The sequence below is a fragment of the Exiguobacterium sp. s89 genome (assembly GCF_018617735.1).
Taxonomy (GTDB): Bacteria; Bacillota; Bacilli; order Exiguobacteriales; family Exiguobacteriaceae; genus Exiguobacterium; species Exiguobacterium marinum.
Genome location: NZ_JACSKS010000001.1, coordinates 1054814 through 1080313 on the forward strand (window position 1 = coordinate 1054814; position 25500 = coordinate 1080313).

22 protein-coding genes are annotated in these 25500 nt (G+C 46.9%); 8 read left to right on the top strand and 14 right to left on the bottom strand.

Annotated features, from left to right (window positions below):
* Nucleotides 1-93: 93 nt before the first annotated feature.
* The 6 genes from KNO96_RS05415 to KNO96_RS05440 form a co-directional block, all read right to left on the bottom strand.
* Nucleotides 94-501: a YflT domain-containing protein gene (locus tag KNO96_RS05415; protein WP_026826624.1), complete on the bottom strand. Its 408-nt coding sequence runs from the start codon at nt 499-501 to the stop codon at nt 94-96.
* 116 nt (nt 502-617) lie between these two features.
* Nucleotides 618-1676, bottom strand: coding sequence for a LacI family DNA-binding transcriptional regulator (locus tag KNO96_RS05420; RefSeq protein ID WP_026826625.1), 1059 nt, complete (start codon nt 1674-1676; stop codon nt 618-620).
* Nucleotides 1677-1726: 50 nt separating this feature from the next.
* On the bottom strand, nt 1727-3229 hold the full coding sequence (locus tag KNO96_RS05425; protein ID WP_214702617.1) for an alpha-amylase family glycosyl hydrolase: 1503 nt from the start codon (nt 3227-3229) through the stop codon (nt 1727-1729).
* Nucleotides 3230-3252: 23 nt separating this feature from the next.
* Entirely contained in the window at nt 3253-4086 is an 834-nt protein-coding gene (locus KNO96_RS05430) for a sugar ABC transporter permease (RefSeq protein ID WP_214702619.1), read from the bottom strand.
* Between the two features lies 1 nt (nt 4087).
* Nucleotides 4088-5440 (bottom strand): carbohydrate ABC transporter permease, encoded by a 1353-nt coding sequence (locus KNO96_RS05435; RefSeq protein ID WP_214702626.1) that lies wholly within the window; start codon nt 5438-5440, stop codon nt 4088-4090.
* Nucleotides 5441-5545: 105 nt separating this feature from the next.
* Nucleotides 5546-6811, bottom strand: a complete 1266-nt coding sequence (locus KNO96_RS05440) for an extracellular solute-binding protein (protein ID WP_214702632.1) — start codon at nt 6809-6811, stop codon at nt 5546-5548.
* Nucleotides 6812-7182: 371 nt separating this feature from the next.
* On the opposite strand from KNO96_RS05440, the gene KNO96_RS05445 reads away from it, so the two are divergent.
* Nucleotides 7183-8967, top strand: a complete 1785-nt coding sequence (locus tag KNO96_RS05445; RefSeq protein ID WP_214702635.1) for a glycoside hydrolase family 13 protein — start codon at nt 7183-7185, stop codon at nt 8965-8967.
* A 159-nt stretch (nt 8968-9126) separates the two neighbouring features.
* On the top strand, nt 9127-10485 hold the full coding sequence (locus tag KNO96_RS05450; RefSeq protein WP_214700535.1) for an MATE family efflux transporter: 1359 nt from the start codon (nt 9127-9129) through the stop codon (nt 10483-10485).
* Nucleotides 10486-10508: 23 nt separating this feature from the next.
* Here the strand turns inward: KNO96_RS05450 and KNO96_RS05455 are convergent, their stop codons facing one another.
* On the bottom strand, nt 10509-11249 hold the full coding sequence (locus KNO96_RS05455; RefSeq protein ID WP_251125039.1) for an enoyl-CoA hydratase/isomerase family protein: 741 nt from the start codon (nt 11247-11249) through the stop codon (nt 10509-10511).
* Between the two features lie 144 nt (nt 11250-11393).
* On the opposite strand from KNO96_RS05455, the gene ybaK reads away from it, so the two are divergent.
* The 6 genes from ybaK to KNO96_RS05485 all read left to right on the top strand — a co-directional run bounded on the left by ybaK (nt 11394) and on the right by KNO96_RS05485 (nt 16637).
* Nucleotides 11394-11858: a Cys-tRNA(Pro) deacylase gene (gene ybaK / locus KNO96_RS05460; protein WP_026826633.1), complete on the top strand. Its 465-nt coding sequence runs from the start codon at nt 11394-11396 to the stop codon at nt 11856-11858.
* A 19-nt stretch (nt 11859-11877) separates the two neighbouring features.
* Nucleotides 11878-12576, top strand: a complete 699-nt coding sequence (gene pssA, locus KNO96_RS05465) for a CDP-diacylglycerol--serine O-phosphatidyltransferase (RefSeq protein ID WP_026826634.1) — start codon at nt 11878-11880, stop codon at nt 12574-12576.
* A 90-nt stretch (nt 12577-12666) separates the two neighbouring features.
* Nucleotides 12667-13416, top strand: a complete 750-nt coding sequence (locus KNO96_RS05470) for a carotenoid biosynthesis protein (protein ID WP_214702637.1) — start codon at nt 12667-12669, stop codon at nt 13414-13416.
* Nucleotides 13382-14080 (top strand): lysophospholipid acyltransferase family protein, encoded by a 699-nt coding sequence (locus tag KNO96_RS05475; RefSeq protein WP_214702639.1) that lies wholly within the window; start codon nt 13382-13384, stop codon nt 14078-14080. The genes KNO96_RS05470 and KNO96_RS05475 overlap by 35 nt, the downstream gene beginning before the upstream one ends.
* A complete protein-coding gene (locus KNO96_RS05480) occupies nt 14077-15144 on the top strand; it encodes a glycosyltransferase family 2 protein (RefSeq protein WP_214702641.1) in 1068 nt (355 codons plus the stop codon). The genes KNO96_RS05475 and KNO96_RS05480 overlap by 4 nt, the downstream gene beginning before the upstream one ends.
* 26 nt (nt 15145-15170) lie before the next feature.
* Nucleotides 15171-16637, top strand: coding sequence for a phytoene desaturase family protein (locus KNO96_RS05485; RefSeq protein WP_026826638.1), 1467 nt, complete (start codon nt 15171-15173; stop codon nt 16635-16637).
* Nucleotides 16638-17075: 438 nt separating this feature from the next.
* Here the strand turns inward: KNO96_RS05485 and KNO96_RS05490 are convergent, their stop codons facing one another.
* From KNO96_RS05490 to KNO96_RS05520, 7 genes are all read right to left on the bottom strand, one after another.
* Nucleotides 17076-17915, bottom strand: a complete 840-nt coding sequence (locus tag KNO96_RS05490; RefSeq protein WP_214702643.1) for a phytoene/squalene synthase family protein — start codon at nt 17913-17915, stop codon at nt 17076-17078.
* Entirely contained in the window at nt 17884-19362 is a 1479-nt protein-coding gene (locus KNO96_RS05495; RefSeq protein ID WP_214702655.1) for a phytoene desaturase family protein, read from the bottom strand. The genes KNO96_RS05490 and KNO96_RS05495 overlap by 32 nt, the downstream gene beginning before the upstream one ends.
* Entirely contained in the window at nt 19359-20852 is a 1494-nt protein-coding gene (locus KNO96_RS05500; RefSeq protein ID WP_214702657.1) for a phytoene desaturase family protein, read from the bottom strand. The genes KNO96_RS05495 and KNO96_RS05500 overlap by 4 nt, the downstream gene beginning before the upstream one ends.
* Before the next feature lie 69 nt (nt 20853-20921).
* Entirely contained in the window at nt 20922-21953 is a 1032-nt protein-coding gene (locus KNO96_RS05505; RefSeq protein ID WP_214702659.1) for a class I SAM-dependent methyltransferase, read from the bottom strand.
* A 100-nt stretch (nt 21954-22053) separates the two neighbouring features.
* Nucleotides 22054-22437, bottom strand: coding sequence for a YisL family protein (locus KNO96_RS05510; RefSeq protein WP_214702661.1), 384 nt, complete (start codon nt 22435-22437; stop codon nt 22054-22056).
* Between the two features lie 122 nt (nt 22438-22559).
* Nucleotides 22560-25118: a sensor histidine kinase gene (locus tag KNO96_RS05515; RefSeq protein ID WP_214702663.1), complete on the bottom strand. Its 2559-nt coding sequence runs from the start codon at nt 25116-25118 to the stop codon at nt 22560-22562.
* Entirely contained in the window at nt 25115-25477 is a 363-nt protein-coding gene (locus KNO96_RS05520) for a response regulator (protein WP_026826645.1), read from the bottom strand. Before KNO96_RS05520 ends, KNO96_RS05515 begins: the two co-directional genes overlap by 4 nt.
* Nucleotides 25478-25500 lie beyond the last annotated feature (23 nt).

Here is a 25500-nt window from a genome sequence, read left to right on the forward strand (position 1 = left end):
GCAATCGTTTGCATAAAACTTTTTCTTTCTTTTTTTTTCACATTTTTTCAGAAAAAAAAGACTGCCTTTTGCCGAGGCAGTCTAAATGAATCATCATTTATGGTCTTCTTGATTTTCACCGAACGCGGCATTCGCTTCATGTCCTTCAAAAACATCGCTCCGTCCATCATTGAATCCCGTATCGGGTTCGTCGATGATGAGAGCGTATCCACCTTGCTTGACTTGTGAATGCGCATGATCCACCTCATCATTTGAGATGCCTAAATCACTAAGAACTTGCTTCACGTCTTGACTCTTTCCTCCTTGGATGTTGTCTAGCCAAGACGTATCGCCTTCTTCCACTTTTACGTTTGTCTCACGCTTGACGACCCGAACCTCGTCTTCCTGTTCAGTCACAACGTATAATTCACCTTCATCATAGCCATTTTCTTTCAGCTCATTGATTTTGGAGAGAAGATTCCCTTTTGTTTCATATGTTCCGACAAATCGTCTTTTACTCATATTAATCCTTCCTTTCGATTTCAGTTCATTCTTGAAAGATGTTCCCTTCTTCTTTTAGCTTCAATCACCAGGATATGCAAAAAACGACCTCGCTCACGCGAAGTCGTTTAGATCATTCAAGAATTCGATTCAAGTGTCTCCACCGTCTTGCTATCCTTCTGTCCGCACGATTGACGTACGACCAGATAATGAGGCACGATGACGCGTTTCCCATAAGGTGGGGCACTATCACTAATCTGTTCAATCAAACAGTTCGTCGCTTCGAATCCAAGACCGAAAATATTGATTTCAACCGACGTGAGTGGCGGATTGGAGTGCTCTGCGATATAGACATTGTTGAAACTGACGACGGCGACGTCTTCAGGAATTTTAAGTCCCATCTCACTGAGTGTGCTGATGACACCGAGCGCCATCATATCATCACTGACAACGACGGCCGTTGGTGGTTCTTCGTTCTGAAGTAACTCACGGACAGCCATCGCTCCGCCTTTCGTCATAAATTCAGCACGTGCAATATAGTCTTCACACACCGGAATGCCCGCTTCCATGAGGGCGGTCGCATAACCGTTCCGACGGTCTTGTGTCACCGCAAGTTTGTCCGATCCACCGATGAAGGCGATTCGACGGTGACCCAGGTTATAGAGATGTTTCGTCACCTCACGACCGGCAAGATAGTTGTCCGTATCGACATATGTGATCGAAGAAGCGTCCCCGAACGGCTTCCCGACCACGACGAACGGAAACTTCGTTTGACGTAAATATTGGACGACTTGGTCGTCTTCCCGTGAATAGAGGACGATCACGCCGTCGACACGTCGTCCTTGTACCATTTCAATGACACCGGACAGTACTTCTTCCTCTGTCACTCCAGTTGTCATATAGAGAGAGTATCCATTTTGGTGCGCCTTCGTGCTGATACCTCGCAACACTTCAGGGAAAAATGGATTTTGGAGCGTCTTTGTCGCCGCACTCGGCATGACGAGACCAATCGACTGCGTTGAGCGGTTCGCGAGACTTCTCGCATGAATGTTTGGATGATACCCTAGCTCTTCCATCGAACTTCTAACCCGTTCTTTTGTCTTTTGGCTGATTCTTGGGCTGTTGGCGATGACACGAGATACTGTCGACGGCGCGACGTTCGCATGCTTCGCAACATCTTTGATTGTAATTTGCATGGTGTTCCCCCCTGCTTCCGTGAATTCATACCTTAAGGCGTTTCATTTCTTTATTTGCGGCGCTTCCACATGACCAAACCTGTCAAGAAAATCGGAATCGTGACGACAAGTAATCCCATCATCCATGGATTTACCGATGACTCCTCAACAATGTAAGCGTTCGCACTTTCACCAGATAGTTCAATTGTAAACGTTCCGCGCCGATCTGTGACCAGTTGTGAGAATAATAGACCGCGAAGTCTCGTATCTTCCCCGATTTCATTGACATCGATTTCAATCTCTCGATCCTCGCTGTTCATGTTGATCGCATATAACGCGATGTCATCTCCATCTTTCCGCTCAAAGACAGCCATCCCATCTTCGGATGCAATCATGCGCTGTTCACCAGTCGCAAATACTGGGTATTCTTCACGCATGCGATTCATCGTCGCCATGTATTCATGCAATTCTTCATTTCCCGGGAATTCTGTCATAACACGGTTCGCCGGGTCGGCTCCACCGGTCTGTGCATTTTCTGTTCCTTGGAAGACGATTGGCATGCCAGGTGACGCATAAAGCGCGAACAACCCGAGGCGTAACCGTCGTTCTGCTGACTTCACGTCGCCGAGTTCTGCCATATGCATGAAACGTTCGACATCATGGTTATCGAGGAACGTCGCCATTTGGTTCGGGTCGTTGAAGAACGTTTCTGCATAGCTTGCGGCAACATCGATTTCGTCGACATTCGCCTGTTTTTGCGTCATCGTTTTCGACACCCGATCATAAAACGTAAAGTTTGTGATGCTGTTGAATCCAAGATTATCATATTGTGCGACATATTTCGGATCCGGGTCGAACACTTCGGCGAGTAAGTAAAAGTCAGGGTCGATTGAACGAACACCTTCGACAAAGTCTTTCCAAAATGCTTTGTCGACGTGACGAACCGTATCGAGGCGATAGCCGTCGATGTCCGTCTCTTCGATCCAGTACTTCGCCGCGTCAATCAAATACGACTTGACTTCCGGATCCTCTGTTTTTAAGTCAGGTAAGTCGAACAACCAGTGCGTCTCGACTTGCTCCTGGTCTTTCCAAAATACGATTGGTAGTTGCTCGTGGAACCATTCCGGCTTTTCTTCCACCCATGGATGGTTCGGACCGACGTGGTTGACGACGAAGTCGAGGATGACTTTCATGTCTCGCTTGTGCGCCTCAGCGACGAGCTCTTGTAAATCCTCTTTCGTCCCAAATTGCGGGTCGATGTTGTAGAAATCTTTTATCCAGTACCCGTGATAGCCGTCCGGCATATTTTCAAAGACGGGTGTTAACCAAATCGACGTGAACCCGAGTGACTCGATATAATCGAGTTTTTCAATGACTCCACGGATGTCCCCGCCATGAAAAGCTTTCGGATCGTCTTTGTCTACCTGTTCATTGTTGTCGGGGTTCCCGTCAACAAAACGGTCGACCATAATAAAATACATGCGTTCTTGTTCCCAAGTAGCAGCTTCCTTTGCTCCGACGATAGTCGGAAACAAAAGAAGCGACAGGAGCACGAGCACGACGCCTCGTCTCATATCGCTTCCTCCTTTTACGAGTATTATCCTTTCGTACCACCCGCTGTTAGGCCAGAAACGAAGTAGCGTTGGAACATGAAGAACAAGGTGACGATCGGGAGGGCTGAAAGGACAGCACCTGCCGCGAACAACGTGAAGTTGTTATCAAATTGTTTCGAGATCATGTTGTAAAGACCAACTGCCAATGTTTGTTTCTCTGGTGAACGAAGGACGAGCGATGCCAAAATAAAGTCGTTGAATGGTCCCATGAAGTTAAAGAGAGCAATCGTTGCGACAATCGGCTTCGCAAGCGGCAAGATGATTTGCCAAAAGATTCGGAGGTGACCGGCACCATCCATTCGAGCAGCTTCGTCAAGTTCTTTCGGAATCGTATCGAAGTACCCTTTCGCCAAGTACGTGTTCATCGGAATCGCACCACCTGCATAGAGCAAGATGAGCGCTGTATGTGTGTCAAGAAGACCGAGCATGTTGAGCAATACATAAATCGCGATGATTGCAACGAACTGTGGCACCATTTGAAGGACGAGGAACAAGACGAGCGAGTTTTTCCGTCCAACGAAACGGTAGCGCGAGAAGACGTATCCAGTAATCGTTACCAAGATGACAGAGAGTGCCATCGTAATGAAAGCGATTTTTAACGTGTTCACATACCATAAACTATAATCTGAAATCGTTAAATCAAACAAGTTTTTGTAGTGAACAAATGTCGGGTTTGAAGGAATAATCGTTGACGTAATCGTACGCCCCGGGTTGAACGATGTACCGACAACCCAAAGCATCGGATAGAGAATGATGACCGACGCAAGCGTCAAGATAACATACGAGATCGCCAAATTGATTCGTTTTTGTTTTTTCATATCAGATCATATCCTCGTCTTTGAAAGATTTTGTCCGACGGAACTGGATGACCGCAAGCGTCATGATGAAGAATGACAGAATGAGCGTGATCGCAGCCGCAAGTCCGTATTGCGGGTTGGCACCGAGGGACAATTTGTAAATCCAAGAAATCAAGATGTCGGTACCGCCGGCCGTTTGTCCAGGTACAGCAGGGCCACCGCCATTAAAGAGATAAATGATATTGAAGTTGTTGAAGTTGAACGTGAACTGTGTGATCAAAATCGGTGCTGTCGCGAACAAGAGCATCGGCAATGTGATCAAACGGAACTTATCAAAAATCGTCGCTCCGTCAATCGTCGCAGCTTCATACAAATCACCAGGAATTGATTGAAGCACACCTGTCATGAGCGTCATGATGAACGGGAATCCGAGCCACCATTGAATGAGAACGAGTGCCGAACGGGTAGCCGTCGGATCGGTCATCCAGTTGATTGGATCAAGACCGAGTGCCGGCAGAATCGTCGTATTGAACACCCCAAACGATTCGTTGAACATCGAACGGAAAATCAAGATTGTGATAAATGCTGGGACTGCCCAAGAGAGAATCAAGATTGAGCGGAATAAGCGACGGAAGCGAAGACCTTCTTGGTTCAAGAGCACCGCAAGGAAAATACCGATTGCGATGACACCAGTTGTAGAAGCAACCGTCCAGACAAGTGTCCAACCGAGAACCCCGACGAACGTGTCTCGGAAAATATCGATTTCAAAAATGCGCGTAAAGTTCTCAAACCCTACCCACTCTACGAGTTTCGCTGGTGGTGCATTGTTGTAGCGATAGTTCGTAAAGGCGATCAAGAACGTAAAGATCAATGGAAGAATAACTGTAAACACTAACAAAATGAGTGATGGGATCAACATTAAGTATGGGAATCCATGGTCACGCAAGTTGCGAAGTTGCATTTGGAACGATGGAAGGTTTAGATGCTGATCACGAGCGCGACCGACACGATAGGCGTCACGAATGTTCCAAATATAGAACGCGATTCCGAAGAAAAGTAAAATTAACGCGACAATCCCCTCGACCATCAAAAAGATGGAGTGGTCGTTACGAGGTCCTGGCACTTCACCAAGCGTGATCAATCCCCAAAGTCCTCCACGGTCACCTGGTCCGGCGCCCGCCCCTTTGAAAAATAGATCATAGTTTACGGCAAAATAAGATACGACGACGATAAAGAACGCTACCGCTTTCGCGTATTGTTTGTTATAAAATTGTCCGAATCCCGGAATGATGGAAAGTAATCCCGCGTTCCGAGCATGGTTTGTAGGCTTATCCGGGCGTTGGTCCGGTGATTTAGGGTTCGCAATTTCAGCCATCCTCAGTTTCTCCTTTCGATTTGAGCAAATCAATCAAGCAAACGTTTGCTCAATGCTAGAAAATGATGGGGAACGCCTAGCGGCGTACCCCGTCATTTCAATTCCTTATTGGTTATTCGCTTGGATTTGTTGTTCGATGACTTTGACTGCATCGTCTGCAGATTTTTGTGCATCTTGTTTACCAGTCGCTACGAGCTGAAGTGCTTGTGCCATTGGCTCCCAAACTTGTCCCATTTCAGGAATGTTTGGCATTGGGATAGCGTTTGTCGCTTGATCGAATACCGCTTTCGCAACTTCGTTCGATGTGATTGTCTCGTTCGACTCGAGTGCTGCTACTGGTGGAATCTCGCTGTACGATTCAAACATTGCCAATGCGTTTTCTTCATTCGTCAACTCTTGAAGGAACATTTCAGCCCACTCTTGGTTTTCTGTGTAAGCTGAAAGGGCATATGTTTTCACACCCATGAACGTCTTGATCGGCTCACCGTTTGGAAGTGTCGGCATTGGAGCCGCTCCGAGGTTCACGCCTGCATCTGTGTAACCAGCTACAGCCCAAGGTCCGTTCATGACTGAATGAGCTTTCTTCTCAGTGAAGAGTTGGTCCATCGCTTGGCCACCAGACTCACCGATCAACCCTTTAGGGAAGAGACCTTCTTCGTACCATTTACCGATGTATTCGAATCCTTCAACTGCACCTTCGTTGTTCAAACCGATATCCGTTGGGTCGAGTGCGCCACCGTCTTCATTGAACACGTATCCGCCGAATCCTGCAACAACACCGTGAGCGAAGTAGAAGTTATCCCAAAGTGCGAGGAATCCATACTCGCCGTCAGCTTTTACATCGTTAGACAACTTGTAAAGGTCGTCCATTGATGTTGGTGCTTCAGCCATCAAGTCTTTGTTGTACATGAGAACTGGTGTCTCAACAGATTTCGGGTAACCGTAAGCTTGACCGTCGAACATGACAGCTGATTTCGAAGCGTCAGTGAACGCATCGAGTGAACCTTCGTCAGCAATCGGAGTCAAGTGACCTTGGTCTGCGATTGTACCGATTTGGTCGTGTGGGACGAGAATGATGTCCGGACCTTTACCAGCTGGACCATCAAGCGCGAGCTTGTCTTTTTGATCCGTCATCTGTACTTCGACGACTTCAACTTTTACGCCATGCTCTTCTTCGAATGCTTTCGCAACTTCTTTTGTTGTTTCAGACTTTTCGATGTCTTCCCAAATGACGATCTTCTCAGGCTTGTTCTCGCTTGAAGAACCACCTTCGTTAGAAGATTCGTTGTCTGTTCCGCCACCACATGCAGCTAGTGCACCGAATGCGAATACTGCTGTTGAAAGTCCTGCTACCATTTTTTTCATCTTCATGATGAAAAACCTCCCCAAGGAAATAGTATGGTCAGATTTGCGCAATCGCACGACCACGTCAATTTTAAAACTCCGCTACGAAATTGACATGGTAGTGAAAACGTTTGCATCCTCACCTCAATTTTTATTATACAGTTGTGAAAGCGTTTTACAAGTCTTTTTTTACACTTTTTTTACGACTGTTGACCCATTTATGTAATTTTTAAAAAAATGTTCTCATTTATACAATTTTTATAAGCTTCAGCAATTGACAAAATGTAAACGCTTTATTAACCTTTGCTTGAGCAAACGTTTTCACAACCCCTGTTCTCTTTGATGCACGGTGTTGTAAAATGATGTCATCCCTTATTAAAGAAAGGACTGTTTTCCTTATGATGAAAGAAGCGATTTATCATCGTGCCATGTCCCCATTCGTCTACAAATATGACCGTGAGACAATCCATGTTCGTTTCCATACGAAGCATGGTGATATTGAATCGGTTGATTTGATTTGGAATGACCCTTACGATTGGCACGCTGAAGACCCGGCGATGTGGAACTTTGATCCGAGTAAGCCGAGCTATTGGCGTACATACGAAACTCCAATGGAGAAGATTGGTTTCGATGATACTTATGATTATTGGTTCATCGCGATTAAACCACCATTCCGACGTCTTCGCTACGGCTTCCGTTTGAATGATGGGCAAGAAACGGCCGTCTACACTGAAAAAGGATGGTTCGAGGAAAAACCACTTGATGACACGGGCTATTACTTCTGTGTTCCATTCATTAATCCAATCGACATTTTCCATGCACCATCATGGGTGAAGGACACGGTTTGGTACCAAATCTTCCCGGATCGCTTCGCCAATGGAGATGCTTCACTCAATCCAGAAGAAACTCTCCCATGGAACTCGACAGAGCCGACAACGACGAACTTCTTCGGTGGCGATTTCCAAGGTGTCATCGACCATATTGATCATTTAGTCGAACTCGGCATCACAGGAATCTATTTCTGCCCAATATTTAAAGCGACGACAAACCATAAATACGACACACTCGACTATATGGAGATTGATCCACAGTTCGGAACGAAAGAGAAGTTTAAAGAAATGGTCGACCTGTTGCATGAGAACGGCATTAAGGTCATGCTCGACGCCGTCTTCAATCACGTCGGGTATCATCATCCGTGGTTTAAAGATGTTGTGGAGAACGGTTCGGATTCTGAGTACCGTGATTGGTTCTACCTTCGTGAGTTCCCGATTGCGACGGAACCGAAGCCAAACTATGATACGTTCGCATTCGAGAAGAACATGCCGAAGATCAACACCGAACATCCAGAATTAAAAGCTTACTTATTAGATGTCGCCCGTTACTGGGTCGAAGAGTTCGGCATCGATGGCTGGCGTCTCGACGTCGCCAACGAAGTTGACCATGCGTTCTGGCGTGACTTCCGCAAAGCAGTCAAACAAGCTAATCCGGAAGCCTATATTCTCGGAGAGATTTGGCACGACGCACAACCTTGGCTCCAAGGTGACCAGTTCGATGCCGTCATGAACTATCCGTTCACGAATGCGAGTCTCAATTATTTTGCGCTCGACCGGACGACCGCTTCCGAGTTCCAAAACGAATTGACGCGTGTCGAGATGATGAATACGATGAACGTCAACGAAGTCACGTTCAACTTGATTGACTCGCACGACACACCACGCGCCTTGACACGAGCTAATGGCCATAAAGGGAAATTCAGACTATTGATGACTTCGATGCTCACGTACACGGGGAGTCCATGTATCTACTACGGGGACGAAATCGGGCTTGAAGGTGAACAAGATCCGGGATGCCGCCGCTGCATGCCATGGGATGAAGCCGAAGAAGACCGTAATCTCTTCCGTTACATTCAAAAGCTCATCCAGCTACGGAAAGACCATCCAGTACTCGCCAACGCGGGCTCGTATCGCTTCAACCTAGTCGATGATTCCAACAACGCCGTCATCATCGAACGATGCACGAAAGATGAGACATATTTGGTCTACTTCAACAACTCCGACTCTACTTCAAAACTGAATCCACTCGGTTATAGTGGCGCCGCCTATGACCTCTTACAAGATCTTGATCTCGATTCACTCGAAATCGAACTCGCACCATTCAGCGCCGCTATTCTGAAATTGAAATAATTTCGAAAATCACCTGATTCATTCGGGTGATTTTTTTGTTGAAAATAATTCAGCAAACCCCTTTCTTTTTCATTTCATAAGGAGTAAGATGACCTTTGACATTTTTACAAAACAAATAGTTAACAGAAAGAATTATAGAGAAAAGGGAGAATACACTACATGCAGACGAAACAAACGGAACAGCTCACCTTGTTCAAACTGTCGTGGCCGATTTTCATCGAACTTGCCCTCCATATGGGGACCGGGATCATCGCCACATTGATGCTTGCTCACTACTCGGATGCCGCCGCTTCGGCCGTCGGGGTCGCTAACCAAATTTTAAACGTGTTCTTGATTGTCTTCAGTGTGACGTCTGTCGGGGCTACGATCTTGATCGGTCAAGCCATCGGGGCACAGCGCATGAAGAAAAGTCGCGACTTCGCCCGCTCCGCTGTCAGTTTGAACATGTGGCTCGGTGCGATTATGGTCGTCGTCATCTTCTTGTTCGGCGAAACGTTCTTACGCCTATTCGGGCTGTCAGACGAACTGTTCGCTCACGGCCTGCTGTTCCTTCAAATCGTCGGCTTGTCGTTATTTACCGAAGCGCTGATCATGGCGCTCAGTTCGATTCTACGGAGTCACGGCATGACGAAGCACGCCATGCTCGCGACGTTGTTGATTGACATTATTACTGCAGTCGGAGCCGTCTTCGCCGTCACTGGTTGGTTCGGGCTTCCTGTAACCGGTGTTGCCGGTGTTGCTTGGGCCATCGTAATCGCACGGTTCGCCGCAATGATTCTCTTGTTTTGGCTCGTTAAGCGTAAACTTATGATTCGCTTCCCGTTAAAAGAAGTCATTCGTCCGAAGAAAGACGATATCCAGTCGCTTCTGCAAATCGGGATTCCTTCTGCCGGAGAGAACTTGTCGTATCAAGCATCACAAATCGTCATCACCGGTTTCATCGCAACGATGGGTGAGGCTTCCCTTGCCGCTCGTGTATACGTGATGAACTTGTCGATGCTCGCCTTCTTGTTCACTGTCGCTGTCGCTCAAGGGACACAGCTTTTGATTGCACGAGACATTGGAGGGAAACGATTCAAAGAGGCGTATCATCGCGCCGTCAAGACGTTGAAGATTGCCATGTTCGCCTCGTTCATCGCCTCTCTCGGTTTGGCAGTATTCAGCGAATCGTTACTCGGTCTCTTCACATCAAACCCTGACATCATCGCAGTCGGGGTACCGATTTTATGGGCAACGCTCATCTTAGAGCCGGGTCGTGCGATGAATATCGTCTTGATGGGTTCACTGAAGTCTGTCGGGGACGTGCGTTTCCCAGTCATGATTGGAATTGCCTCGATGTGGGGTGTCGCTGTCGCATTCAGTTATTTGTTCGGTCTTCAAATGGGACTCGGCATCCTTGGGATTTGGCTCGCCTTCTCCCTCGATGAGTGGTTCCGTGGCTTCTTCGCATTCCGTCGTTGGAAATACGGGACGTGGCAACAAAAAGGCTTCCAGTTCGAAGCAAAATCAACCACGTAAAAAGCGGCCGAGGGCCGCTTTTTTCATTTCATCAAGAAAGCCTGCATCGCCTGGCGGTGAACGTCCGTGTCCCCACACTTCCGCTGCCATTCGATTTCTTCATTCAATCCGTCCTCAAACGAAGTGGCTCGCATGAGCGCCTTCATCCCTTGAACGGCAATTGGTGATTTTGCAGCGATCGTCTCTGCATAGGTCGTCAATCGCTCCGTATACATCGCATCTTCCACTAGCTCTGTGACGAGCCCGAATGTATGCGCGACCTCCGCGTCAATCGTACTGCCATTCCACAACCAATCTAGCGCCAGATCGTGGCGCATGAGTCGACGTAAGTGGTACGGTCCACCAGCATCTGCCACTAACCCGATTTTAATGAACGCTGAGCTGAATTTCGTCGATTTGGCGACGATTCGAACGTCTGCCGCAAGTGCCAAACTGAGTCCCGCTCCAGCTACTACGCCGTGAATCCCTGCGATGAGCGGTTTACGGCATGAGAAAAGCGCACGTACGAGTGGATGATACACATCCTCTAAATATTCCCCATAATCCGCATCACTCTCAATCGTTAAATCTTGTCCGGATGAGAACGCCCGTCCCTCGCCGACAATGACGATGACGCGAACCGCATCGTCTTGATCAAATGTGTCGATTGCCGTTTTCATTTCACGAAGCAACATCTCGTTCAAGGCGTTCAGCTTTTCAGGTCGGTTCAGTTTCAACCACCCTACCCCATTATGTGTCGTCAATTGAATCGTCTCCACTTTCATTCCCCCTTCAAAATGAATCACTGTTCATTTCTTCATCGTTCCATTAAACTCCTTCCTTTACTGAAAAGTTTTTTGAAGTTCAATTGCCGGGAAGTTGGTCTATTTGCTATTCTAAAAGAAGTCAGTCACGAAAGGATGAGTCAGATGCAACTGACAAACGCCGCTCGGCAATTGAAACAGAAGAAGATTCCGTTCACTTATCATACGTACGAAGTTGATGAAACCGATGTCTCGGCCAAACATGTGGCGATGACGTTGAATAAACCACTTGATGAACTGTATAAAACGATTTGTCTCGTGAACGAGAAAAAGCAATACGCTTTCTTTCTCATCTCTGGAGAACGTGACATTGATTTAAAAGCAGCCGCAAAAGCTTGGGGGGCGAAGAAAGCAGCGCCAGTCCCGATGAAAGAACTCGAAGCGCTGACGGGATATATTCGAGGTGGTGTCTCGCCGATTGGGGCAAAAAAAACGTTTCCGATGTATCTGCACGAAGCAGCTAAAGACAGAGAGACAATCACCATCTCTGCCGGGAAACGCGGCTACCAAATCGAGTTAACGCCTGAAGATTTACTGCAATTTACAAACGGTCACTGGTTCAGCCAATGACCTTATTGGGGGAAAAATTATGTGGAAAGAACGCATCCGTTCGTGGATTCCAAACTCCTTTACGTTCGGAAACTTATTCTGTGGTGTAGTCGCAATCGTCTATGCTGCTCGTGGTGACTTCTCAAACGCCACGCTATTGATCATCATTGCGATGATGCTCGACAGTTTAGACGGACGACTTGCCCGTATGCTCGGGGTGGCCGGGGACTTCGGGAAAGAATTGGACTCTCTCGCCGACATCGTCACGTTCGGAGTTGCACCGGCGATGCTCGCTTATTACACTTTCTTTATTGACTATGGTAATTATGGTTTATTCTTTGCTGCACTCTTCCCGCTCTTTGGCGCCTATCGACTCGCTCGCTTCAACTTATCCGCTACAAACGTTTCGGCCAGTTACTTCTCAGGTGTCCCGATCACGGCTGCTGGCGGACTACTTGCTGTCATCACGACGTTCGGGGACCGGGTCAGCGAACTGTTGACACCTATTTTCTTTACGGGGCTTGCACTTTTAATGGTGAGTCGTGTCCGCATCCCGAGTTTTAAAGATGTGCCACTACCACGTCACTCGTTCATTATCACGATCAGCCTTATCTATGTGACATACATGATGTTCGCAAGGTGGAAAGAATGGCCGACTTTCTGGTTTATCGCTGTTCCTTTTTATATCTTATTTATCGCCTTTTCGTTCGTAAAAAAACGGAAAAATGTAGCAAATTAAGAGTCTCATTCATTGAGGCTCTTTTTTTCGTACATGTATTTGTTAGACCTAGACTGAGATGACCTTTAGAATGAAAGAAGAGGTGATGAAATGAAAGTGTATCCGTTTATTTGGAAATGGTTTATCGTTTGGTATTTCATAGGTTTAGTTTTAGTCGGATTCGATCTCCTTCCTTCGTGGTTGGAGTGGGCGAACCCTGTCTTTTTATGGCTCGCCGGTGCAATTGGAGGCACGATTCTATACAAAGGGATCCGACAAGGCGTTTGGATTGTCCCATTTATTTTTTTCGGATCAATCGCAGTCGAGACGCTCGGTGTAAAAACCGGATTCCCCTTCAGTGAATACGTGTATGCCGAGGCGTTCGGTCCGACTCTTTTCGGCGTTCCGGTCACCATCGGTGCAGCATGGCTTGCCGTCATCGGTTCAAGTTTTGCCGTGGCACGTCTGTTCACATTCCGCAACAAGACATTATGGCTCGTCCCGATTCTTGCGGTTTGGCTTGATATGGCAATCGACCCGGTTGCTGCAAACGTGAAAGGTTATTGGGAATGGGCAAACGACGGGTTATATTACGATATTCCAACGCAAAACTTTATTGGATGGTTCGGATTGTCTCTCCTCTTTTCATGGTTGCTGCAGCGCCATGAACGAGCAATCGACTCGTTGTTTATCCAACACGGCGTGTACTTGTTCGTCATGCTCCATGCGCTCTTTGGTGTCACAGCCGTCAACGCCGGCCTTTACGGGATTGGGATCCTCAGCGTCTTCACGTCCGGGGTAATGCTACTTGAAAGGAGAAGTCGCAATGATCGAGTCACACAAAAAGAAATGGTTCAATAATCTGTTCTCGACGTTTGTGCGAGAGCGTCAGATTCGCCCGACGTTCCATAATATCTTCATCCAAACAGACGATGTTCCGACTCCAGGGTTATTTTTAAGTACACATAGCGCCTGGTGGGACGGTCTCATCATGTATATGATTAACGAACATTTTTTAAGGCACGACATTCACGTATTGATGGACGAGGATGGACTGAACCGCTTCCCGTTCTTTCGACATCTCGGTGCCTTCTCTGTAAAAAAAGGCAGTTTATCTGATGTGCGAGCATCCCTTGCTTATGCAAACGAATTGCTCACATCCGGAAAATCCGTGTGGATGTTTCCTCAAGGTCGAGAGATGCCACAGGAGCAGCGTCCCGTTGAAATCGAATCCGGAGCGACACTGCTACTGAACGACCGCCCCATTCAGTTATGTGCTATGTATTATTCGTTTGAAAAACATGCTGAACCGATTGTGTACGTCCGCTTTCGGAAGTACGCCGTGACCTCGACGTCGCGGCGATCACAAAAACAAGAAATCGCGCAAGCACTTGAAGGGCTTTATGACGATGTGAGACAAGACGTCATCAACCGTTCTGGCGCATACACGCCACTCTTTCAACCACGTCGTAACCTTGCCGAATGGACAGAAGCGATGCTCCGACTTGGGAGGGGACGCTCATGATCTTATGGATCGCCGCCCTCTCGATGCTTCTCTTCACAATTGTCAATCTACTGTTTTTAAGACCGCTCGCAAACCCAGGACGGACACCAGCGACAGCTGTCTGCATTCCGATGCGAAACGAGTCTCGACATGTCGACCGACTCATTTCCAATCTAAAGCAGTCGATACCGGAAGGGACACATGTCTACATATATGAAGATCGCTCCGAAGACGATACATTCGAAAAGTTGACTCTTGCCATTGCGGACGATTCTCGTTTCACGATTATTCATGGTGTTCCCTTACCTAGTGACTGGTCCGGGAAGGTACATGCCTGCCATCAACTAGGAACGCGCACGACCGAACCGTACCTTCTGTTTTTAGATGCGGATGTCACGATCGATCCAAGCTTTATCGCACGTATGCACGCTACGCTCGCCCGCGAACAGGCCGTCTTTTTATCAGGATTCCCTCAATTTCCAACGTCGACATTTCTCGGGAAATTGTTGATTCCGATGCAACATGTTCTCATCGCCCAACATCTGCCTTTGTTTTGGCGTAAAGTGAAACATCCGGCATTTGCGGCAGCAAATGGGATGAACGTACTCGTCGAACGCATCAGTTATGAAGCAGTTGGCGGACATGCTTCGATTCGAACATCGTTGATTGATGATATCGATTTGTGCCGAACGTTCAAACGGCATAAAAAAGTCACATCACTCGTCCAAGTCTCCCCTATCATCTCCTGCGACATGTATGAGACGAACGAAGAAGTCTGGACCGGGTTTTCAAAAAACGTATTCAAGGGAATGAATGAATCAGTAGGACTCGCCTTGTACTTTATGACGTATTATGGCATCCAGTTGACCGCCATGCTCGCATGGATATTTTCACCAAGTTGGCAAACGGTCAGTGCGGCACTCTTCGTGCTCCTTGCGCGCCTCGCTGTCGATGTGAAGTCAAATGGATCTGGTTCATGGTTACATCCACTCAGTTTAATCGCTTATTTAATCTTACTCGGAAACGCCGTCATCCGAAAATGGAGACGGTTGCCTATCACTTGGAAAGGTCGTCACTATTCTTAAACACACGTCTTAAGGGGGACATATGTATGAAACAGATTATTGTGGTTGGTGCCGGACTAGGCGGACTCAGCGCTGCCGTCACGCTTGCTGCCCGTGGCTATGATGTCACAGTTATTGAAAAAAATGAACATGTCGGTGGAAAACTCATGCCTGTCATCACTGACGGTCACCGGTTTGACTTCGGCCCGAATACGATTACGATGCCGGATGTATTTCGCTCGGTCATCCGAAACAGCGGAGCCAATCCGGATGACTATTTTGAGTTGATCAAACTCGAGCAACATACCGTCAATCATTTTTCAGATGGCTCATCGTTCACTTTTAGTACGGACCGGGCACAACTTGAAGCAGAAGTCCGTCGATTGACCGGTGATCAAATGAAGCAAAATCAAATACACGCTTACTTAGATGAGGCAGAGAAGCTGTTCCGGATCGCGAATGAACGTTTCTTTACGCGGATGGAGACAAAATTAGACCCTGGTCTCTGGGCGGACATGGTCAAAGTACACCCGCTCCAAAGCTTGCATGCCCTCCATAAGAAATACTTTAAAGACCCACGAATCATCCAGTCCCTTGATCGCTATGCAACATATATCGGAAGTAGTCCATACGTGACACCCGGCACCTTCGCTCTCATCTCACATTTAGAGTTGAATGAAGGCGTCTACTTCGCAAAAGGTGGCAACTGGAATATCGCAAAAGGTTTCGCTAAGCGGGCGAGTGAACTCGGGGTAACATTCCGTCTCGGACATGAAGTGACGAAGATTGAGGTGTTGAATGGAAAAGCACATGAGGTCGTCGTCGATGATGAGGAAGTCATCTCTTGTGACGCCGTTCTTCTTAACGGGGAGTTGCTCACTCAATATCCACGACTCGTCGCCGCGAAAGACCGCCCTTCCTTCCCGGTCCCGACACGAGACACGGTGGAACCATCAATTTCTGCGTTCGTCTTGATGATCGGGTTATCGAAGCGATTGAATCTTGCCCATCATAACGTCTATTTCGCTGACGACTACGAACGAGAATTTCGGGCACTCTTTCAAGAAGCACGATATGCAGATGAGCCGACCATCTATATATCAAATTCGTCCGCGACCGATCCATCCATGGGCGAGGCGGGCGACAATCTGTTCATCCTCGTCAACGCCCCCGCCCACCTGACCGAAATCGATGCCGTTACGTATGAACATCTGATTCGTCGTCGTTTGCGTGAATTCGGTGTGGATTGGAACGATGAGGAGGTCCTCTATCATAAAAGAGTGACGCCCCAAGACTTGACCCGTGATTTTTATGCGTACTATGGCGCACTTTATGGTACATCGGCCAACTCGAAAAAAGGAGCCTTTTTCCGACCAGCTGCTCGGTCGACAGACGTGTCGAACATCTGGTTCGCAGGTGGTTCGACCCATCCAGGAGGCGGTAGCCCGATGGTCACGCTTTCAGGACAATTCGCTGCGCGCTCGATGTTAGAGGACATACCTCTGACAATATGAACATTTTGTGAACGTGAGTTTCGACACTTGTCGACAAGTGAGAGACGTGATAATATCATATTCGAGTTCAAACAGTTTTGTAACGTTTGTTACACCTGTAGCGATCGAATGGCTTCCCCGAGCCAAATCGCGTTTTGAACTTGTCACACCCGAGAAAGTGATGAGCGAGTTTCCCCACTCGTATCCCGTAGTTGAAACAGCTTGCGTATGATGTTCCCCCTTAGTCCATCAAGCATCCTGTTTCAGCGAAGATGTCCCAATGATTCATTCCCCATGAATCCCGGCACATCTTTAGGGCTTCATCACAAATCGATTCATTCATTTCCCCGATGAATGAATCACATAACGCTTACGCCACTTTTGGTCCCCCGCCAAAAGTGGTTTTTTTTGCGCAAAAAAACTGTAGACGCATGAAGCGCCTACAGCTATCTTGACATCTTATAGTTTTGCTAATAATTTCCCTTTTTGTAAAGTTGATACGTACGCCCGTTTTGTGAAGACATCGTATTGATTTGCCCGCGCTGCATCTAAAATCCCCTCATAGAGAAGAGCTGCCGCCTGCACCGGTTTTCGGCTCGCAAGTGGATACAGATGATGGGTTGCTCGGGCTCGCTCATACAAGGACTCTGCTCGAGTCGCCACCGCCTCCCATAATTCGATAAAGGAAGGTGCCACTTCATGTTGGCGCAATTTCTCTTCACTCACACCGTATTGTCGCATCATCGTACGTGGTAAATAGATTCGATCCCGATTCAAGTCTTCTCCGACATCTCGTAAAATATTCGTTAATTGCATCGCGATACCAAGGTCGATAGCGCCTTGTCTTAACTGAAGTTTTGTCTCAGCGTCTTGATTCGGGACAAGAATCGGGAGAAGCATCAGACCGACTGTACTGGCCGCATAATAACTATATTGTTCGGTCTCTTCGAGTGTCTCATACCGCGACTTATGTAAATCCCATTTCATGCCTTCTGCCAACTCGAAGAAAGGGTCGACGTCCATCTCATAGCGCTTCCATACATCTCGAAGGGCGACCCATAACGCTTCATCTTGATCGTAATCGGCTAAAAAACGGTCGAAATCATGCAAAAATGCTGCCAAACTCTCTTCTGGACGGTCTGATTCATCGACCGCATCGTCGAGTGTCCGACAGAATGTGTAAACAGCCATGACCGCCTGCCGATCTGGTTTTGAGAGCAAAGAGAAGGCCCGATAAAAAGTCAACGAGCCCTTCTTCATGATTTCCTCACATTGACGATACGCTTCTTGTGTCGTCACGATGTATTGCCCCCATTTCTTCTTCCATTTTTTTCACGAGTAATTGTGACCCAATCATGACAATCGGTACACCGCCACACGGATGGACGGATGCCCCCACCGCATAGAGACGCTCGATTTTCGAAAATGGTCTCGCCTGTGGTTTGAAGGCGGCTGACTGAGATAACTTTGGTGCAATCCCAAAGCTTCCTCCTTCAAACAAACCGAATCGCTCGGCATCCATTGGCGTACGAACTTTCATCTCGATGACTCGTTCACGAAAATCAGGCAACAGTACTTCGATTCGTCCTACTAGATGATCGATTGTTCCTTGGGCTTCGATATCTTCACGTTCTAATTTACGTGGAACCGGGACGAGGACATACAACACACTCGTTCCATCCGGAGCCAGTGTTTCATCCATGCGAGATGGATTGAACGTATACATTGCCGGATACTCACTTAGTTTACCATCCTCAAAGATGGTTCGCATCGATCCCTCGAAATCATTCGGTAAATCAAATTGATGAATTGGCAAATCAAGTTCACCTTTGACAGTGAAGTAGAGGAGTAACGTACCACTTGATGGTTCATACGCTTTCGGTGTCACCCCGTCAACGAGCCGCTCCATGAGCGGGAAGTCACCGTTCACGATGACTGCATCATAAGGGACATATTCGTCATTGACCGTGACGCCGTTCGCCACCCCGTCCGTGACGTGCACACGATTGACAGTAGCGTTCATGACGAAGCGGACACCTCGCCGTTTTAATTCATTCTCCATTGTCGTTGCGAGCGAGAAATATCCTTCTTTTACGTACCAGACCCCTTCTTCCTGTTCACGATAAGGGATGAGTCCATATAAAGAAGGAGTCGCATAAGGGTTCCCACCGATATAAAGGGTTTGTAAGCTATAGGCGACACGTAAGCGTTCATCTTCAAAGAAACGTTTCATGTTCGCATGGGCCGACTCATATGCTTTTAACCGCATGAGGAGGAGTAACAGTTTAGGTTCGAACAACTCTGTTTTTGATGCGTAGCTACGATCTAAAAACGTATTGAACCCAATTTGATACTCTTCTTTCTTTTGAGACATATAACGACGGAACGCATCTCCCTCACCGAAAGTTCGTTCGATTTCATCAGCCTGACGCTCGATATCTCGATACTTGTAAAATGACGTACCATCTTGATAGCGCAAACGGTAGAGTGGGTCGACTTCAAGCAATTCCACTTCATCCTCAGATAAACCCGCTTCGATTAATTGTTGCTTTAATTTACTCGGTAACAAGACGATCGTCGGACCTTCGTCGACTTTCGCCCCATTTTCAAATTCAACGTAATTCAGTCGTCCACCGACACGCGCTTCTTTTTCGTAAATCGTGATATGAAGCGATGGATTTCGTTTCGTCAACAACAGAGCGGCGTAGAGTGACCCAACCCCGGCCCCCACAAAACTGATGTTCATCGGCCGACACCTGCCCGCTCACGTAATAGATTCGTCGTGATTCGTGCCGATTCAAAGATTGTCGGAAGTCCGCTTCCAGGGTGAGTTCCACCCCCGACAAGCCACACGTTGTCGAGCTCTTCGAATTGGTTATGCGGGCGAAAATACATCATTTGCGATAAATTATGTCCTAGATTGAACGTTGCTCCTTCGTACACTCCAAACGTTTCCCAATCCTCTGGGGTCAGCGTTTCCATCACCTCGATGTGCTGACGAATATGACGATAAGGCGAACGCGTTTCAAGAGCGTAAAGTACACGTTCTGTCATCGTCGTTTGCAATTCTTTCCATGGTAGACCGGATAAGTTGTTCGGTACCGGTACGAGGACGTAGAGCGAGGATTTACCTGTAGGTGCAAGTGTCGGGTCGATACGTGAGGCATTCTGTACATAAAACGAAAAATCCTCACTCAACTTCAACTCTTTTGTCATCTCTTTGACGTTCATTTCATAATCGTCCGCAAAATGAATCGAATGGTGTGCTACGTCCTCATATACGTGATCGAGTCCAAGATAAAGCATAAATGTCGAGCACGAGTAACGTTTCTTCTTCAATTGAGTCGGACTCCACTTCGACAACTTGCCTTCCGGAACTAAAGAAGTCATCGCATGTGCAAAATCAGCACCGATCACGACTTCGTCGAACGCATAATGGACGCTTCCTGACACGAGACCTGTCACTTTCTTGTCGTCGATGAGAAGACGTTCCACCGGTTCGCCTAAACGAATGACTCCACCCTCTTCTTCAATCACGTTTGCCATCGCGTGACAAAGCTGATTCACTCCTCCGATCGGATGATGAACTCCATACGCATGCTCCATGTAAGATAAGATTGAAAAGCCACCTGGGCATTCCCAAGCAGACATACCTAAATATTTCGCTTGAAACGTGAACGCATATTTCAATTCTTCGCTCGTAAAGTATTCAGACAGGACATCATAAAGTGATTTACCAATGGAGAGAAAAGGAAGCGCCTTGAGCACTCGTAACGATACGTAGTCGGTCAATTTGTCGTGAGCGGTTTGCAAGACAGGCATCAACTTAGATAATTTAATCGCCTGTTCGCTCATGAAACGTTCGTATCCTTCCCCATTTCCAGGAAACTGCTCTTCAATCGCTTGATGCATTTGATCGCGGTCTGTTGTCATTGAGAGATGACGCGTCCCGCGGTCGAAGTACAAATCATACATCGGCTCAAGTCGTTTCATCTCGACATAGTCGTGTAAATCACGTCCAGTTTCTTCGAATATCTCTTCTAAAATATACGGCATATTTAAAAAAGTAGGTCCACGGTCAAACGTAAACTCGCCTACTTGAAGGCGCGATGTTCTTCCACCTACAAACGGTTGCTTCTCAAATACAGTGACATCAACCCCACGATGCGCTAGTAGCATCGCAGCGGCCAAACCACCAGGTCCTGCTCCAATAACGGCAACTCTTTGTTTCGACACACTCAACAACTCCCTATGTGAATAGTCTCTTATGCTTCTCTATCATTATAGAAATGACTGGAGACAAGTTCAATTTTGAATCGGTTGATTGAGTAAATTTGCGCTTCCTCGCTCGGCGATAACGATATACCAAGATCCTTCTGGGATGAATGGGATAAACCGAATCTGTTCAAATCCTACTTCTTGCATCTGTTGACGCAATTTTGGGATTGTCGGAAGAGGATACAAATTGTCATGAAGCGTCATGAACGCATTGAACGCGGATGCGAAACGACCACCAAGAGCCGTCTCAGCAAGTGGTGTCACGAGGACAGCGACACCATTTTGATCCAATCGCTCCCTTAGTCGATCTAACAACTGAATCCGCTCTTGCGGTGAAAAGTAATAGAGCATATTGTTCATCATGACCGCATCGAACTGCTCTTCAGTTTTCCAATTCATGAAGTCAGCAACTTCGAAGTGAATATCATCACTCTCATCGCGCGATTTTGCCTCTTCAATAACATCCTCCTCTAAATCAATCCCCGTCAGTTCCCAACTCGGTTCGAGAGATTGTAATTTACGTAAATAGCCCCCGTGACCACAACCGATATCGAGCATTGATTGGACATTCGCTTGTCGTAATAACTGCTGCACAATCGGGAAAGCGACTGTTTCGACGAGCGTCGACGTCTTCGCGACAACTTGACCATGCTCGGCTCCATCGAACGTTTTCTGTTTACCTGACTCTAAAAAATCAGGATAGGCAATCAAGGCTGGGATATGGAGTTCCATCATCTCCTGTAACATAAACCCGATGCTACGTTCATCGGTACCGGATAATTGATATTTTAATCCCCGGGTCGGATAATAACGCCATCCCTTTTTCTTCAAATGGCGTACGGCGACCCCTACCTCTAACCAACGTTCTAACGCAAGTTGGGTCAATGGGCGTTTGAGTCGCAGGTTCATTTCAGCCATACTCGCCCCACCTTGCAGGGCATCGAATAATTCGAACTTATAGCCGATGTAACCGTGCCAGAGTGGTAAAAATGATTCCGTTTGCTTCATCCATTTTCGAGCATGTAAAACACGTGTCCATTCCATTAATTGTTGATCCATCGTTTCACCTCATCGTCATGATTACTGATTTTTTTATTTTCCCCTAATAATTTGTCTACAAACAAAAAATTCCCACTTCGGTATGCGAAGTGGGAAAGTCTTATTGAATGAAACTGTTAAAGAATGATTGTCCGTATGGCAACGCGTAACCGATAAAAATCGTTGCGAGTGCAAACACGACAAATCCGCCGAACAAAGCGTTCGATGGTTTTTTCTTTTTGACTTTGACGAGCGTCATTTCACCGAAAATCAACGTCAGTAATCCAACCGTGATTTTCACATGATAGAACGTACCGCCTCCGTTCAATTGAAGGTAAAGATAAAGTCCTGTTCCGAACGCGATGAGTAACATGAGTCGAAACGCCATATGTGCGATTTTTCCACTCTTGTTGCCGTTCTTATAGCCGATGTAGGCCACGGCAAACAAAATAAGTAACAAAATCCAGCTCGTGACGTGCGTGTGCAAGAATGCAATTAGTGGCATTCAAGTGCCCCCCTTTATGATGTTTGTTCAGTCTTCATTGTACACGAATCATCTCATGAATGGTCAAGCGAACGCTTTAATCAAAAAAATGAGTCACCCCTCCGAAAGGATGACTCATTTCATTATACTGGTGTCGTCTCCGCCTCTTGGACGGCAAACTCATAACTTGGAATTTCGACGATGAACGTCGAGCCTTTATGTTGAATCGATTCCACATGGATTTGACCGTTATGGCCTCGAACGATTTCCTGGCAAATTGGTAACCCAAGTCCAGTACCGCCGATTTCCCGACTGTCGGAATTATCGACACGATAAAACTTATCAAATAATCGGTCGAGCGCGTCGCTCGGAATTCCGATTCCTTCATCCATCACTTTGATAGACACGATTTGTTCATGATGCTCAAGCTCCACTGTGATCTTTCCTCCACGCGGAGAATACTTCACGGCGTTCGACAACAGGTTACTCATCAATTGTTTAAATTTTTGACAATCGACAAACAATTCATATGGCTGCAAATCATCAGCAATCAACTCAAATTTATGTTTCAGAGAAGATGCTTCATAAAATGTCAGCATGTCTCGAACGACCGGCTCAATATCAAGTTGCTCCCGGTCATACATTTGACTACCGGATTCCATACGTTGCACATCGAGGAAGTCGTTGACAAGATGCGTCAGGCGTTCCGTCTCAGCATGGATGGTTTCCAAGTATTTTGCTTGCTTTTCATTTGGCAGTTGCTTCTTCACCATCAATTCCGTGAATCCATAGATGGATGAGAGCGGTGTCCGTAATTCATGAGAAATGGTTGAGATAAACTCACTCTTCAATCGCTCGGCCTCTGTCTCGCTCGTAATATCCCGGAATACGAGAAGCGTCCCTTTCGAAAGCCCTCCGACGATGATTCGTTCCGCATACATTTGCAAGTTCATTTCGCCTTTGCGAATCGAGAAGCTTACACTGTCATGCGGGAAGTCTTCAGTAAACAATCGGTTTGTATATTTCATGAAGTCTTCTGCCTGGTCGACGGTCTCGACAAGACGATGGCGCCATTCTTCCCATGATTCTTCCTCAAGGTCGAGCGAGCTGACCTCACTTAATTCAGGGAACATCTCATAAAGTGGTCGGTTGACGAATACATCATCGGTCGCATGTTCGATATAGACGACCGCTTCCCGAATCGAGTCAAGGATACGTTCCGTCTTCCCTTTTTCGCGCTTCATTTCTTCAAATAGACGCATCCGTAAAAGCGAAAGCGAGAGTTGACGGGCGAATGACATGATGTCGCCCATCTGTGTTTGGGTGAACCGATCTTTATAGCGGACAAGATAAATGAACGCGATAATCGAATCGTCAGTCGGGTCATTGACGGGTACCGCAGTCTCAAACATGTAATACGGATACGGCAGTGGGTGATCACTTGCAACTTGTTTCGACGAATGAACCGTCGTCTTCAAGTTCATCGCACGTGTCAGCACCGAGTTCTCGCTGTCGAGCAACTGGCGAGTCAACGTCTCATTCAAACCATGGCTCGTCACTTTAAAGTTTTCAGCTTCATCAACGAAGACGAGCGCACCAACCTCTGAATCGGTGATTGTCACAAGTTTTTCGATAATCTCAGGATAAGCAGTGAGCGAGTCACGTGACGCAAGCGTCTCCGTCAACTCATTTCGATATGCAAGATGTTGTTCATTTTGTTGTGTCTGTTCTAAAATTTCTTCTAATTCCTGTTGTTGTGCCTGCAGTTCTTCTTGTTGCGCAATCAACTCTTCCTGTTGCGCTTGTAACTCGTGGTTCTTTTCAATCAAATGACGTTCATTGTCACGAAGTGTCTCGGCCATCTTATGGAACGAACGAGACATCGTACCAATCTCATCTTCCCGTTTCATTTGATCGCTTAAGTCAACAATTTCACCCTTCAACAAGCGGTTTGAGGCGTTTGAGAGTCGTGAAATTAAACGTGTTTGACGACGGAGGAACGGTTGGACAAACAATAAAATCAATGCGGCAAATGAGGCGATGCTCATCATCCACAAGAATTGAAGAATGTTATTGTTTTGATGCCATTCTGCGTAGACGGTCTCTTTTTCAGATGCCATCAGGTCTCGATAGTTCTCAAGAGACGATTCGACTTCATCGATTGGTCCTAAGATGTCGATGCCTCGGTCAGGATTAAATTGAACGAGTCCTTGCTCAATCAAACGCTGTGCCGTCGGGAGTTCGGCAATGGTTTTTGCATCAATAAACGTTTCAGTGATTTCACCATCTTGTTGTGCTTGTGCGTATTCGTAAGTCACTGGGATGACGACGTCATAATAAAAGTTATGGAACTGTTGAAGGTCCTCTGCGAACAGTTGACCCTGACGACTCTGCACTTGTGTCTTGAACCAATTGATTTCTTGTTGGAACTTCGCCTCGTTCGCGCTCGCGCGTTCGAGCGTTTCAGTATCACCAAATAAGAGATAGCCACGCGTATCATACTGATCGGCTTGCCACCCGTCCCAAAGTACCGTCAGACGGTCGACGCGCTCGTCGACCTGACGCAGTTTGGCCTCATTCGCCTCTAGTCGGTTCTCGATATAGACATATGTCAACACCGAACCTACCAACGCGATAACGAGGAACGAATAGAGGACGACCATGATGTCACGTCCGAGTTTTTGTTTAAACCACCTTTTCAATTCACGATGCCTCCTATGATTTTGACAAGTTCAAGTGGGCTGAACGGTTTTGAAATGAAGTAGTCGACGCCAATCTCATTCGCGCAATCACGGTCAGATTGTTGGCTTTTCGCTGTCAACATCATCACTTTCGTATGCTGTCGCCCCGGTAACTTTCTTACTTTTTCAATAACTTCAAGCCCAGTCATACCGGGCATCATATGGTCCACAATGACCAAATCATATTCATTTTTTTCAATCAATCGATAGGCTTCTAGTCCATCCTGCGCCTCGTCGATTTCATACCCTTCATCTTCTAATGTATCCATTACGAGCATTCGTAGTACTTCTTCGTCTTCTGCAAGCAAGATTTTAACCATAATCGTTCCTCCATTTTTTATCC